This is a genomic window from Pseudomonas allii (assembly GCF_055380095.1).
The window spans coordinates 840,133-853,062 of the sequence record NZ_AP039450.1 but is presented as its reverse complement, the minus strand read 5'-3'; the positions used below and the strand labels follow the sequence as shown (position 1 = coordinate 853,062).

The following is a 12,930-nucleotide window of genomic DNA, read 5'->3' as shown; positions in this document are numbered from 1 at the left end:
TGAAGCTGCCGCCATGCCCAACATCCCCCACACCCAAATCGTCGAACCCGCCGTCACCTGCTCGACGTGCGCGGCCTGCTGCTGCCAGCTGGAAGTCATGCTGATCACCGACACCGGCGTGCCGGAACGCTATATCGATACCGATGAGTGGGGCGGTGAAGTGATGCTGCGCCTGGACGACGGCTGGTGCGCGGCGCTGGACCGGGACACGATGATGTGCACGATCTACGAGCGGCGGCCACTGATTTGTCGGGAGTTCGAGATGGGCGCGCCGGAGTGCCTGGAAGAGCGACAGGGCATCGCTACCGCCTATCGCTGATGCTGAAGATTGTGGCAATCAACTGTGGGAGGGGGCTTGCCCCCGGAAAGCGATATATCAGTACCGATGTGCTGGCTGATCCACTGCTATCGGGGTGAGCCCCCTCCCACATGTTTTTTTCAGTGTCCTGAAGGGTTACAACGGCAAGGTGTAGTGCAACGAGTAGCTCTCTACCCCATCGTTATTGCTGCTGATGCCCGCGTTGGAGTAATGCGTGGCACGAATGCCCACCTCATGCCCACCCGCGAAACGCAGGCCGAAACCCAGGCGGTCTTCGAACTGAAAGGCCTGGCCGATGTTGTTGTCTTCCAGCTTGGTGCGGGAAAACACCGCCACCCCGATCCCGGCCTCGATATAAGGCTTCACCGATTCCCCGGCAAATTCATACACAAACACCGGCGAGAACGACAGGCTGCTGGCGCTGGCCCGCTTATCCCCATCCCAATAGGTGTAGGCGCCGCTCCAGTAGCCGGTCAACCGGCCGGTATCGCTCTGCCACCAGCTTTTGTCCCAGTCCGATGTCAGCCCCAGCCGGTAGGTCATGGTCGAATCGCTGGTGCTCCCCACCCCCAGTTCCAGGCCAGCGGCCTGCGCCGAAACAGAGTGCCCCACTACAGCGGCCGCAATCGCAGCCAAACAGAACAAGCGCTTCATAAGAAACATCCTTTCCGAACGAAGTTATATGGTTTTCTACAGGCTATCTCGCTATAGGAAGCTGGCGTGTAGCCAGAAGTTCCAGCTAATAACGCGGGTATTTCACGAAATTTTCACGAGTCGAAGCTTCTCACAAAGCCCGGATATTTCCATAGTGTCGGTAGGATATTTCTTAGGTGATGCACATCGCCACTGGTCCAGAACTGTGCCGGTGCTGGATTGCCGACGGCCAGCAGGTCGCGCTCGCCCAGTAAACGCTTGAGCTGGCGGGCCACGGCAGCGCCGGTGTCGATGAGGATAATGCTGGGGGGCAGCATCTGCGCCAGGAGCGGCCTGAGGAAGGGATAGTGGGTGCAGCCGAGGATGATGGTGTCGCAACCGGTGCTGAGCAGCGGGTCGATATAGCCCTGCAACAACTGGCGCAAGGCCGGGCTGGTCAGGTCACCGCTTTCGATCAGTTCCACCAGGCCCGGGCATGGCTGGGTGATGACCTTCACATCGGTGGCGAAACGGTCGAGTAATGCGGCGAACTTGGCGCTTTGCAGCGTGCCGGTGGTGGCAAGCACCCCAACCACGCCGCTGCGGGTGGCTGCCGCCGCCGGTTTGACAGCAGGCTCCATGCCCACCAACGGCCAATAGGGAAAATCCCGACGCAGATCAGCCACGGCGGCAACCGTAGCGGTATTACAGGCAATCACGAAGGCTTTGGCGCCCTGCGCCTGGAAAAATGCCGCCACCTGCCGGGAGCGCTCAAGGATAAACGCCGGGCTTTTCTCGCCGTAGGGGATGTGTCCGCAATCGGCCACGTACAGCAGTGATTCCTGGGGCAATAGCTGCTGGATTTCGTCCAGCACGGTCAAGCCACCGATACCGGAATCGAACACACCGATCGGCGCGCCCTTAACCATGTGGCGTCCCGCACACGCTGCAACCGGGGTCACGCTTGACGCGCAGCTCGCGAAAACGTGTGGCCAAGGCGTCGATCAGCAGCAAGCGGCCTACCAACGGTTCACCGAAACCGGCCAGCAGTTTCAAGGCTTCCAGGGCTTGCAGGCTACCGACCACACCGACCAGTGGGCCGACCACGCCGGCTTCGCTGCAGGTGAGTTCGGTGTCACTGCCGTGCCCATATAGACAGTGGTAGCACGGGCTGTCGGCGCGACGCGGGTCGAACACCGACAGCTGCCCTTCAAGACGGATCGCCGCGCCGCTGATCAAGGGCTTGCCGGCGGCGACGCAGGCCGCGTTGACGGCTTCGCGGGTGGAGAAGTTGTCGCTGCAATCAAGCACTACGTCGACCGCCGCGACCGCCGCCGCCAGGGAGTCGGCATCCAGCGCGGTGCGGTGGGCGACCAGTTGAATCTCGGGATTGATCGCCGCCAGGCGACGCAGGGCCGAGTCGACCTTGGTCTGCCCGACGCTGTCAGTGTCATGGATGACCTGGCGTTGCAGGTTGGTCAGGTCGACCGTGTCGAAGTCCGCCAAATGCAACTCGCCGACGCCGGCGGCTGCGAGGTACAACGCGACGGGCGCACCCAGGCCACCGAGGCCGACGATCAAGGCACGGCCGTTTTTCAAGCGCAATTGGCCGTCGATGTCGACATGCTGCAACAGAATCTGTCGGCTATAGCGCAACAGCTCCTGATCGGTCAGCACGGCCGGCGCCCCAGGGTGATGCGCTCATGGCCGCCGAGGTCGATGCGGCTGTGCACCGCTTCAAAACCTTCACTCAACAGCAGGTCGCGCACGGCCGGGGCCTGGTCGTAACCGTGCTCCAGCAACAGCCGGCCGCCGGCATTCAGGTGGGCCGGGGCCTCCTTGATGATCAAGCGCAGGTCGTCCAAGCCATCATGGCCGGCCACCAGTGCGCTGGCCGGCTCGAAACGCACGTCGCCCGCCACCAGGTGCGGATCGTTGGCGGCAATGTACGGCGGGTTGCTGATGATCAAGTCATAGGTATGACCTTGCAGCGCGCTGAACCAATCACTGTTCAGCACCGTGGCGTTATTGAGGTGCAGCCGCTGGCGGTTGCGCTCGGCCAGGGCCACGGCTTCCAGTACACGGTCGACGGCGGTGACCTGCCAGGCCGGGCGCTCACTGGCCAGGGCCAGGGCGATGGCGCCGCTGCCGGTGCCCAGGTCGAGGACCTTGGCGGGCGTGGCGGGCAACAATTCCAGGGCGGTTTCCACCAACAATTCGGTATCCGGACGCGGGATCAGCGTGTGGGGCGCGACCTCCAGGTCCAGCTTCCAGAAGCCTTGCTGGCCGAGGATATAGGCCACCGGCTCACCGCCGCGACGGCGCTGCAGGTAGCCGGCAAAGGTCAGCGCGTGCTCGCTGCTGACGATTTTCTCGGGCCAGGTGTGCAGGTAGCTGCGCGACTTGCCCAGGGCAGCCGCCAGCAACAGTTCGGCATCCAGGCGCGCCGTGGGCGAGTCGGGCAAGTCGGCGGCACGCAGCAGGCTGGCGATGATGGTCATTTATTCACCTATCGCGGCCAGTTGATCGGCCTGGTATTCGGCGAGCAACGGCTCGATCACCGCGTCCACGCCACCAGCAAGTATCTCGTCCAGGGAGTAAAGGGTGAGGTTGACTCGGTGGTCGGTGACCCGGCCCTGGGCAAAGTTGTAGGTACGAATGCGCTCGGAGCGGTCGCCCGAGCCCACCAGCAATTTGCGCTCGCTGGCAATCGCGTTGGCAGCGGCGCTGGTCTGCTGGTCATTGAGTTTGGCCGACAGCCAGGACATGGCCCGCGCACGGTTCTTGTGCTGGGAGCGCTCTTCCTGGCACTCCACCACGATGCCCGACGGCAAGTGCGTGATGCGGATCGCCGAGTCGGTCTTGTTGACGTGCTGACCACCAGCGCCCGAGGAGCGGTAGGTGTCGATGCGCAGGTCGGCCGGGTTGATCTCGATGGCTTCCTGCTCGTCCGGTTCTGGCAACACGGCCACCGTGCAGGCAGACGTGTGAATACGGCCTTGGGATTCAGTCGCTGGAACCCGCTGCACGCGATGGGCGCCGGACTCGAATTTGAGCTTGCCGTAGACGTTGTCGCCCTCGACCCGCGCGATGACTTCTTTATAGCCGCCGTGCTCGCCTTCGTTCTCGGACAGGATTTCTACGCGCCAGCCGCGACGCTCGGCATACCGCGAATACATACGGAACAGGTCGCCGGAGAAGATCGCCGCCTCGTCGCCGCCGGTACCGGCGCGGATTTCGAGGAACACGTTGCGCCCGTCATTCGGGTCCTTGGGCAGCAGCATGCGTTGCAGGTCGCCTTCCAGCTCGGCGAGTTTTTCCTTGGCTTCGCGGACTTCTTCCACGGCCATTTCGCGCATGTCCGGGTCGCTGTCCTTGAGCAGTGCCTGGGCACCTTCAAGGTCGGCCTGCACCTTCAGCAGATGCTTGTAAGTGGCCACAACGGGCTCAACTTCGGCGTATTCCTTGGAATAGGTACGGAACTTGGTCTGATCGGAAATGACCTCGCCATCGCCGAGCAAGGCGGTCAGTTCTTCGAAACGGTCCTGGAGCACGTCCAGTTTATTGAGCAGTGACGCTTTCATTGCGGTTTTTTATCCGAAGAGCTATCTGACGCGCCCTCACCGAGGGCAAAGAGTTCCTGGGCCATGGCCAGCGCATCGAGGCGGCCTTCGGCGGTAAGCTTTTTCAGTTGCACGCTGGGTGCATGCAGCAATTTGTTGGTAAGGCCACGGGCCAGTTGCATCAGCACCTCCTCGGCGCTGCTGCCGTTGGCCAGCAAGCGCTGGGCCTTTATCAATTCCTCGTCGCGCAGGCGTTCGCCTTGCTGACGATACGCCTTGAGGACGTCCACCGCCGCCAGTTCACGCAGGCGCACCATGAAGTCTTCGGCGCCGGTGCTGACCATCTCCTCGGCGGCCTGGGCAGCACCCTGGCGGCTCTTGAGGTTTTCGGCGACCACTTCGTGTAGATCGTCGACGCTATAGAGATAAACGTCGTCTAACTCGCCGACTTCGGGCTCGATATCCCGGGGAACGGCAATATCCACCATGAAGATCGGCTTGTGCTTGCGCAGCTTCAGCGCGCTCTCCACCGCGCCCTTGCCCAGGATCGGCAATTGGCTGGCGGTGGAGCTGATGACGATATCGCTGCGCACCAGTTCGGCCGGAATGTCCGCCAGCAACACCGCATGGGCGCCGAACTGCTCGGCGAGGATGCTGGCGCGTTCCAGTGTGCGGTTGGCGACCACGATACGCTTCACGCCCAGGTCATGCAGGTGACGGGCAACCAGGGTGATGGTCTCGCCAGCGCCGATCAGCAGCGCCTGGCTGCGCTGCAAGTCACTGAAAATCTGTTTGGCCAGGCTGACGGCGGCAAACGCCACGGACACCGGGTTTTCGCCGATCGCGGTGTCGGTGCGCACCTGCTTGGCAGAATTGAAGGTGGCCTGGAACAGCCGCCCCAGCAGCGGACCGACGGTGCCGGCTTCACGCGCCACGGCGTAGGCGGACTTCATCTGGCCCAGAATCTGCGGCTCGCCCAACACCAGCGAATCGAGACCGGCCGCCACACGCATCATGTGACGAACTGCCGCATCCTCTTCGTGCACATAAGCGCTGGCGCGAAGGTCATCGAGGTCCAAATGATGGTAATCGGCCAGCCAGCGCAGTACGACATCCGCTGAAAGATGCTCCTGCTCTATATAAAGCTCGCTGCGATTGCAGGTCGAAAGGATCGCAGCTTCGCGACTGTCGGTGAGCCGGCAGAGCTGCTGCAGGGCCTCAACCAACTGCTCCGGCGTAAACGCCACGCGCTCGCGCACGTCTACGGAGGCAGTCTTGTGGTTAATACCGAGTGCGAGGAAGGCCATTCAATATCGCTGATGATGTCGGGAAGCCGACAATTGTCCTACTTCGAAAGATTCAGAACAACCACCGTCGTCTATTGTCCTAATGCCTTGTGTCTATAAAGGCATCAACTGAGACTCGGTTATGTTTGGCCGAAGGCTTGTGTCATGATGATCCGACCGCAGGTTAGTCGTCCTCTTCCTATATGAATAGATCTTCCGCGTTGCTCCTCGCCTTTGTCTTTCTCAGCGGCTGCCAGGCCATGGCCCCCGTGTCGCCGGACGGTACGCCACCGGTGGAAGACAGCACCCCCGCCCCTGAAAAGCCCAAGGTTTACTCTTCGTTCAGCGAAGAAACGGTGTACAGCCTGCTGACCGCGGAACTGGCCGGCCAACGCAATCGCTTCGACATTGCGCTGGATAACTACGTGACCCAGGCCATCAACACCCAGGATCCGGGGATTTCCGAGCGGGCCTTCCGCATCGCCGAGTACCTGGGGGCCGATCAGGCTGCGCTAGACTCCTCGCTGATCTGGGCGAAAAACGCCCCGGACGACCTGGAAGCACAGCGGGCGGCAGCCATTCAATTGGCACGCGCCGGGCGCTATGACGACTCCATGGTCTATATGGAGAAAGTCCTGCAGGGCAAGGGCGACACCCATTTCGACTTCCTCGCGCTGTCGGCCGCCGACACCGACCAGGACACGCGCAATGGCCTGATGAAGAGTTTCGACCGCCTACTGCAAAAGCACCCGAAGAACAGCCAGCTGATTTTCGGCAAGGCGTTGCTGCTGCAACAGGATGATGAAGCCGACGCCGCACTGAAGCTGCTGGAGCAGAATCCGCCGGAAGAAGGCGAAATTGCGCCGATCCTGCTGCGCGCACGCCTGTTGCAGAATCTCAATCGCGGCAAGGAAGCGATTCCACTGCTGGAAAAAAGCCTCAAGAAGTATCCGGACGACAAGCGCCTGCGCCTGACTTACGCACGCATGCTGGTGGAACAGGACCGCATGGGGGACGCCAAAGTGCAGTTCGCCAACCTGGTCCAGCAATACCCGGACGACGATGAATTGCGTTACTCCCTGGCACTGGTCTGCCTGGAAGCCAAGGCCTGGGACGAGGCCAAGGGCTACCTGGAAGAGTTGATCCAGCGTGAAAGTCACGTGGACTCGGCGCATCTGAACCTCGGCCGTATCGCCGAAGAGCGCAACGATCCGCAAGCCGCCCTGCTCGAGTACGCCCAGGTCGGCCCCGGTAACGACTACCTGCCCGCCCAATTGCGCCAGGCCGATATCCTGATGAGCAACGGCCGCACCGACGAGGCGGAGAAACGCCTGGCCGCCGCGCGGGATGCCGAGCCGGACTACGCGATCCAGCTCTACCTGATCCAGGCCGAAACCCTGTCGGCCAACAACCAGGGCGAGCGCGCCTGGAAGTTGCTGCAACAAGCGTTGCTGCAATTCCCGGACGATTTGAACTTGCTATACACCCGCGCCATGCAGGCGGAAAAACGCAATGACCTGGCACAGATGGAAAAAGACCTGCGCCTGATCATCAAGCGCGATCCGGACAACGCCATGGCCCTCAACGCCCTGGGCTACACCTTGTCCGACCGCACCACGCGCTACGATGAAGCCAAGGTGCTGATCGAACAAGCCCACAAGCTCAACCCGGAAGACCCGGCCGTGCTCGACAGCCTGGGCTGGGTGAATTACCGCCTGGGCAACCTGGACGAAGCCGAACGCTTGTTGCGCCTGGCACTGGAACGCTTCCCCGACCAGGAAGTAGCCGCGCACCTGGGCGAAGTGCTGTGGGCCAATGGCAAACAGCGTGAAGCACGGCAGATCTGGGAGAAATTCCTCAAGGAACAACCCGAAAGCCCCATCCTGCGCGGCACCATCAAGCGCCTGACCGGATCCGAGACCCTTTAAGCTTATGTTTTTGCGCCATGTTGTTATTTTCAGTTTCATCGCCCTGCTCGCCGGTTGCGCGGGCATCGGCAGCCGTGAATCCGTTGAGGGCCAGGGCAACCCGGCGCAATGGAAGCAGCACAAGAACCAGCTCAGCAGCATCGATGGCTGGCAGATCGAAGGCAAAGTAGGGGTTCGCGCGCCAAAGGATTCCGGCAGCGGAACGCTGTTCTGGCTGCAACGCCAGGATTACTACGATATTCGCCTGTCGGGTCCGCTGGGCCGTGGCGCCGCACGCCTGACCGGCCGGCCGGGGCAAGTCAGCCTTGAAGTGGCCAACCAGGGCCGCTACGAAGCGGCTTCTCCGGAAGAATTGCTGGAACAACAGATCGGCTGGAAGTTGCCGGTGTCCCACCTGGTGTGGTGGGTACGCGGCTTGCCCGCACCTGACAGCAAGAGTCGCCTGAGCCTTAACGGCGACAGCCGCCTGGCCAGCCTGGAGCAGGATGGTTGGCAGGTCGAGTATTTGAGCTATGTAGAGCAAAGCGGTTATTGGCTGCCCGAGCGCATCAAGCTGCATGGCACCGACCTTGACGTCACCTTGGTGATCAAGGACTGGCAACCACGCAAACTGGGGCAATAACGTGTCCGTACAAACATTGACCCTGCCCTCCCCGGCCAAGCTCAACCTGATGCTGCACATCCTGGGTCGCCGTGAAGACGGCTATCACGAACTGCAGACGCTGTTTCAATTCCTCGACTACGGCGACGAGCTGACCTTCGCCGTACGCGACGATGGCGTGATCAAGCTGCATACCGAATTCGAAGGCGTGCCTCACGACAGCAACCTGATCGTGAAGGCCGCAAAAAAACTTCAGGAGCAATCCGGTTGCGTGCTCGGCATCGATATCTGGATCGATAAAATCCTGCCCATGGGCGGTGGCATCGGCGGTGGCAGCTCGAATGCCGCGACGACTTTGCTGGGCCTGAATCACTTGTGGCAACTGGGTTGGGACCATGATCGCCTGGCTGCGCTGGGCCTGACACTGGGCGCCGACGTCCCGGTTTTCGTGCGTGGGCACGCGGCTTTCGCCGAGGGCGTGGGGGAGAAACTCACCCCGGAATACCCCGAAGAGCCGTGGTATGTCGTGCTTGTGCCGCAAGTATCTGTAAGTACAGCAGAAATTTTTTCAGATCCGTTGTTGACACGTAACTCTTCTCCCATTAAAGTGCGCCCCGTTCCCAAGGGAAACAGTCGAAATGACTGCTTACCGGTTGTAGCAAGGCGTTATCCAGAGGTACGTAACGCTTTGAATTTGTTAGGTAAATTTACCGAAGCAAAATTAACCGGAACTGGAAGTTGTGTGTTTGGGGGCTTCCCAAGCAAAGCTGAAGCTGATAAAGTCTCGGCCCTTCTTACAGAGACCCTTACAGGGTTTGTAGCAAAGGGAAGCAACGTTTCGATGTTGCATCGCAAGTTGCAAAGTCTGCTCTAAAGGAACCGAGTGTTAGGCACTCGTTGCAACAGATACAGGGGCGTCGCCAAGCGGTAAGGCAGCAGGTTTTGATCCTGCCATGCGTTGGTTCGAATCCAGCCGCCCCTGCCATTTTCCTATACTCATCCAGGTTACCCTCAGCCTCTAGGTACTGCGCGTGTCCAAGATGATGGTCTTTACGGGGAACGCCAACCCCGATCTGGCTCGACGTGTCGTACGTCAGCTGCATATCCCTCTCGGTGACATCTCTGTCGGTAAATTCTCCGACGGCGAAATTACAGCCGAGATCAATGAAAACGTTCGCGGTAAAGACGTCTTCATTATTCAGCCGACCTGCGCTCCGACCAACGATAACCTGATGGAACTCGTCGTGATGGCTGATGCCTTCCGCCGCTCCTCAGCGACTCGAATCACAGCTGTAATCCCTTACTTTGGTTATGCCCGTCAGGATCGCCGTCCGCGTTCCGCACGTGTGGCCATCAGCGCGAAAGTCGTTGCTGACATGCTGACCGTGGTAGGTATCGACCGTGTGCTCACGGTTGACCTGCACGCTGACCAAATCCAGGGGTTCTTCGATATTCCGGTAGATAACATCTACGGCTCCCCTGTATTGGTGGATGACATCGAAGACCAGCGCTTTGAAAACCTGATGATCGTGTCCCCGGACATTGGTGGCGTCGTGCGTGCACGGGCCGTTGCCAAATCCCTGGGCGTGGACCTCGGGATCATCGACAAACGCCGCGAGAAAGCCAATCACTCTGAAGTGATGCATATCATCGGTGATGTCGAAGGGCGTACCTGTATTCTGGTTGATGACATGGTCGACACCGCCGGCACCCTGTGCCACGCGGCGAAAGCCTTGAAAGAGCACGGTGCGGCTAAAGTCTTCGCCTACTGCACGCACCCTGTGCTGTCGGGCCGAGCGATCGAGAACATCGAGAATTCCATGCTGGACGAGCTGGTGGTGACCAACACCATCCCGTTGTCCGCAGCTGCTCAAGCCTGTTCGCGTATCCGTCAACTGGATATCGCACCGGTTGTTGCCGAGGCGGTTCGCCGTATCAGCAATGAAGAATCGATCAGCGCGATGTTCCGCTAAGGGTCAAACCTTCGGTACATTCCACTGACGAAAAGCGCCCCGCCCCGACATTCTGTTGGGGCGGGGCTTTTTTGCCCATGTCGAGGCCGGCGCTGGTCGCAAACGCCGCTCGATGATGGCTATTTTGGAGATACAAAATGACTGACTTTACTCTGAACGCCCAAGCGCGTACTGACCTGGGGAAAGGTGCGAGCCGCCGCCTGCGTCACGCCGCCAACATCCCTGCCGTTGTATACGGTGGTGACAAAGCTGCTGAATCCGTAACCATCCTGGCCAAGGAAATCGCCAAACTGTTCGAAAACGAAGCTGCCTACAGCCACGTTATCGAGCTGAACGTCGATGGCAAAAAGCAGAACGTCATCGTTAAAGCGATGCAGCGTCACCCGTCCAAGCAGTTCATCATGCACGCTGACTTCATTCGCGTTGTAGCTGGCCAGAAACTGACCGCTATCGTGCCTGTTCACTTCATCGGTGAAGAAGCGCCGGTCAAGAAAGGCGGCGAAATTTCGCACGTTCTGAACGAAGTCGAAGTGACTTGCCTGCCGAAAGACCTGCCTGAGTTCATCGAAGTCGACCTGTCGGCTGCTGAAATCGGCACCATCGTTCACCTGTCCGACCTCAAAGCCCCTAAAGGCGTTGAGTTCGTTGCACTGGCTCACAACGATGACAAAGCTGTTGCCAACGTTCACGCTCCACGCGTTGCTCCAGAAGCTGAAGAAGGCGCTGCAGAGTAATTCACTCTGTATTGCCGGAGCTTGAGGAAACATCGCGGACCGAAACGTAGCGAGAAAGCGGGCGATAACGCGACGTTTACTCTTGAGTAAATGATGTAGTGTCGTCCACTTTCGCCGCACTCAGGTCTGGCGATGTTATCCACAACTCCAAAGGAAGGGCCCCTGTCGTGACTGCCATTAAACTGATCGTTGGCCTGGGAAATCCAGGCGCCGAATACGAACAGACCCGGCATAACGCGGGGGCCCTTTTTGTTGAGCGCATCGCCCACGCACAAGGTGTGAACCTTGCGGCCGATCGCAAATATTTCGGCCTGACCGGGCGCTTCTCGCACCAGGGTCAGGATGTTCGTCTACTGATTCCCACCACCTACATGAACCGCAGCGGCCAGGCTGTCGCGGCGCTTGCGGGTTTCTTCCGGATCAAACCCGAGGAAATCCTGGTGGCCCATGACGAACTGGACCTGCCACCCGGTGTTGCCAAGCTCAAGCTGGGCGGCGGGCATGGCGGGCACAACGGCCTGCGCGACATCATTGCGCAGTTGGGTAATCAGAATAATTTCTACCGCCTGCGGCTTGGCATTGGCCACCCAGGCGTTGCCAGTATGGTTTCAAATTTCGTCCTGGGTCGTGCGCCACGCGCCGAACAGGAAAAACTCGATGCCAGCATCGACTTTGCCCTCGGCGTGCTGCCGGATATCTTCGCCGGTGAATGGAACCGCGCGATGAAAAACCTGCACAGCCAGAAGGCCTGACTCTTACCGAGGGGAAACACCATGGGATTCAATTGCGGCATCGTCGGCCTGCCCAACGTCGGCAAATCCACCCTGTTCAACGCCCTGACCAAGTCCGGTATTGCGGCGGAGAACTTCCCCTTCTGCACCATCGAGCCCAACAGCGGTATCGTGCCGATGCCGGATCCACGCCTGGACGCCCTGGCGGCCATCGTCAACCCCAAGCGCATCCTGCCGACCACCATGGAATTCGTCGACATCGCCGGCCTGGTCGCCGGTGCGTCGAAGGGTGAAGGCCTGGGCAACAAGTTCCTGGCCAACATCCGCGAGACCGATGCCATCGCTCACGTGGTCCGCTGCTTTGAAGACGAGAACGTGATCCACGTCTCCAACAGCGTCGACCCGAAACGCGACATCGAGATCATCGACCTGGAACTGATCTTCGCCGACCTCGACAGCTGCGAGAAGCAACTGCAGAAAGTCGCACGCAACGCCAAGGGCGGCGACAAGGACGCAGTCGTCCAGAAAGGCCTGCTGGAGCAGTTGATTGCTCACTTCACCGAAGGCAAGCCGGCACGCAGCTTGATGAAGAACATGGGCGCCGACGAGAAGGCCGTGATCAAGGGCTTCCACCTGCTGACCACCAAGCCGGTGATGTACATCGCCAACGTCGCAGAAGACGGTTTCGAGAACAACCCGTTGCTGGACGTGGTCAAGGCCATCGCTGACGAAGAAGGCGCCATCGTGGTGCCGGTGTGCAACAAGATCGAAGCGGAAATCGCCGAGCTGGATGACGGCGAAGAAAAAGACATGTTCCTCGAGGCCCTTGGCCTGGAAGAACCTGGCCTGAACCGCGTGATCCGCGCCGGTTACGAAATGCTCAACCTGCAGACCTACTTCACTGCCGGCGTCGAAGAAGTCCGCGCGTGGACCGTCAAGGTCGGCGCCACCGCACCACAGGCTGCCGGCGTGATCCACACCGACTTCGAAAAAGGCTTTATCCGCGCCGAAGTGATCGCCTACAACGACTTCATCCAGTTCAAGGGTGAAGCCGGTGCCAAGGAAGCGGGTAAGTGGCGCTTGGAAGGCAAGGAATACATCGTGAAAGATGGCGATGTGATGCACTTCCGTTTCAACGTGTAAGTGCTGGCAGCGATTTACA

General features: G+C 60.0%; 14 protein-coding genes and 1 tRNA gene. 9 read left to right on the top strand and 6 right to left on the bottom strand.

What is annotated here, in order from left to right; genetic code table 11:
* Positions 1-13: 13 nt before the first annotated feature.
* The gene (locus ACZ445_RS03735; RefSeq protein ID WP_058423102.1) at positions 14-319 is read left to right on the top strand and encodes a YkgJ family cysteine cluster protein; all 306 of its coding nucleotides are present in this window, start codon (positions 14-16) and stop codon (positions 317-319) included.
* A gap of 135 nt (positions 320-454) precedes the next feature.
* Here ACZ445_RS03735 and ACZ445_RS03730 read toward each other — a convergent pair whose 3' ends face one another.
* The 6 genes from ACZ445_RS03730 to hemA form a co-directional block, all read right to left on the bottom strand.
* On the bottom strand, positions 455-973 hold the full coding sequence (locus tag ACZ445_RS03730; RefSeq protein WP_058423103.1) for an acyloxyacyl hydrolase: 519 nt from the start codon (positions 971-973) through the stop codon (positions 455-457).
* A 113-nt stretch (positions 974-1,086) separates the two neighbouring features.
* Positions 1,087-1,881: a glutamate racemase gene (gene murI / locus ACZ445_RS03725; protein WP_058423104.1), complete on the bottom strand. Its 795-nt coding sequence runs from the start codon at positions 1,879-1,881 to the stop codon at positions 1,087-1,089.
* On the bottom strand, positions 1,874-2,629 hold the full coding sequence (moeB, locus tag ACZ445_RS03720) for a molybdopterin-synthase adenylyltransferase MoeB (protein ID WP_058423105.1): 756 nt from the start codon (positions 2,627-2,629) through the stop codon (positions 1,874-1,876). Before moeB ends, murI begins: the two co-directional genes overlap by 8 nt.
* Entirely contained in the window at positions 2,623-3,453 is an 831-nt protein-coding gene (gene prmC, locus ACZ445_RS03715) for a peptide chain release factor N(5)-glutamine methyltransferase (RefSeq protein WP_058423106.1), read from the bottom strand. Before prmC ends, moeB begins: the two co-directional genes overlap by 7 nt.
* Positions 3,454-4,536 carry a peptide chain release factor 1 gene (gene prfA, locus ACZ445_RS03710; protein WP_058423107.1) on the bottom strand — a complete coding sequence of 361 codons (1,083 nt, stop codon included), beginning with the start codon at positions 4,534-4,536 and terminating at the stop codon, positions 3,454-3,456.
* Positions 4,533-5,822 carry a glutamyl-tRNA reductase gene (hemA, locus tag ACZ445_RS03705; RefSeq protein WP_058423108.1) on the bottom strand — a complete coding sequence of 430 codons (1,290 nt, stop codon included), beginning with the start codon at positions 5,820-5,822 and terminating at the stop codon, positions 4,533-4,535. Before hemA ends, prfA begins: the two co-directional genes overlap by 4 nt.
* A 182-nt stretch (positions 5,823-6,004) precedes the next feature.
* Here hemA and ACZ445_RS03700 point away from each other — a divergent pair, with 182 nt between their 5' ends.
* The 8 genes from ACZ445_RS03700 (at position 6,005) to ychF (ending at position 12,911) form a co-directional block, all read left to right on the top strand.
* Positions 6,005-7,729 (top strand): tetratricopeptide repeat protein, encoded by a 1,725-nt coding sequence (locus ACZ445_RS03700; protein WP_058423109.1) that lies wholly within the window; start codon positions 6,005-6,007, stop codon positions 7,727-7,729.
* A 4-nt stretch (positions 7,730-7,733) separates the two neighbouring features.
* Positions 7,734-8,351 (top strand): lipoprotein insertase outer membrane protein LolB, encoded by a 618-nt coding sequence (lolB, locus tag ACZ445_RS03695; protein ID WP_058423110.1) that lies wholly within the window; start codon positions 7,734-7,736, stop codon positions 8,349-8,351.
* Position 8,352: 1 nt separating this feature from the next.
* Positions 8,353-9,204: a 4-(cytidine 5'-diphospho)-2-C-methyl-D-erythritol kinase gene (gene ispE, locus ACZ445_RS03690; protein ID WP_058423111.1), complete on the top strand. Its 852-nt coding sequence runs from the start codon at positions 8,353-8,355 to the stop codon at positions 9,202-9,204.
* Between the two features lie 36 nt (positions 9,205-9,240).
* A tRNA-Gln gene (locus ACZ445_RS03685) sits at positions 9,241-9,315 on the top strand.
* Between the two features lie 46 nt (positions 9,316-9,361).
* Complete coding sequence (locus ACZ445_RS03680; RefSeq protein WP_003208392.1) at positions 9,362-10,303, top strand: ribose-phosphate pyrophosphokinase; 942 nt, start codon at positions 9,362-9,364, stop codon at positions 10,301-10,303.
* A 137-nt stretch (positions 10,304-10,440) separates the two neighbouring features.
* Positions 10,441-11,037, top strand: coding sequence for a 50S ribosomal protein L25/general stress protein Ctc (locus ACZ445_RS03675; RefSeq protein ID WP_058423112.1), 597 nt, complete (start codon positions 10,441-10,443; stop codon positions 11,035-11,037).
* Between the two features lie 167 nt (positions 11,038-11,204).
* Positions 11,205-11,789 carry an aminoacyl-tRNA hydrolase gene (pth, locus tag ACZ445_RS03670; protein WP_003171596.1) on the top strand — a complete coding sequence of 195 codons (585 nt, stop codon included), beginning with the start codon at positions 11,205-11,207 and terminating at the stop codon, positions 11,787-11,789.
* A 21-nt stretch (positions 11,790-11,810) separates the two neighbouring features.
* Complete coding sequence (gene ychF / locus ACZ445_RS03665) at positions 11,811-12,911, top strand: redox-regulated ATPase YchF (protein WP_003171595.1); 1,101 nt, start codon at positions 11,811-11,813, stop codon at positions 12,909-12,911.
* The last annotated feature ends 19 nt before the right edge of the window (positions 12,912-12,930 follow it).

Bases quoted from the DNA above. Each gene is read 5' to 3' on its own strand.
- ACZ445_RS03735 (WP_058423102.1), top strand. From the start codon at position 14: ATGCCCAACATCCCCCACACCCAAATCGTCGAACCCGCCGTCACCTGC.
- ACZ445_RS03730 (WP_058423103.1), bottom strand. From the start codon at position 973: ATGAAGCGCTTGTTCTGTTTGGCTGCGATTGCGGCCGCTGTAGTGGGG.
- murI (WP_058423104.1), bottom strand. From the start codon at position 1,881: ATGGTTAAGGGCGCGCCGATCGGTGTGTTCGATTCCGGTATCGGTGGC.
- prmC (WP_058423106.1), bottom strand. From the start codon at position 3,453: ATGACCATCATCGCCAGCCTGCTGCGTGCCGCCGACTTGCCCGACTCG.
- prfA (WP_058423107.1), bottom strand. From the start codon at position 4,536: ATGAAAGCGTCACTGCTCAATAAACTGGACGTGCTCCAGGACCGTTTC.
- hemA (WP_058423108.1), bottom strand. From the start codon at position 5,822: ATGGCCTTCCTCGCACTCGGTATTAACCACAAGACTGCCTCCGTAGAC.
- ACZ445_RS03700 (WP_058423109.1), top strand. From the start codon at position 6,005: ATGAATAGATCTTCCGCGTTGCTCCTCGCCTTTGTCTTTCTCAGCGGC.
- lolB (WP_058423110.1), top strand. From the start codon at position 7,734: ATGTTTTTGCGCCATGTTGTTATTTTCAGTTTCATCGCCCTGCTCGCC.
- ACZ445_RS03675 (WP_058423112.1), top strand. From the start codon at position 10,441: ATGACTGACTTTACTCTGAACGCCCAAGCGCGTACTGACCTGGGGAAA.
- ychF (WP_003171595.1), top strand. From the start codon at position 11,811: ATGGGATTCAATTGCGGCATCGTCGGCCTGCCCAACGTCGGCAAATCC.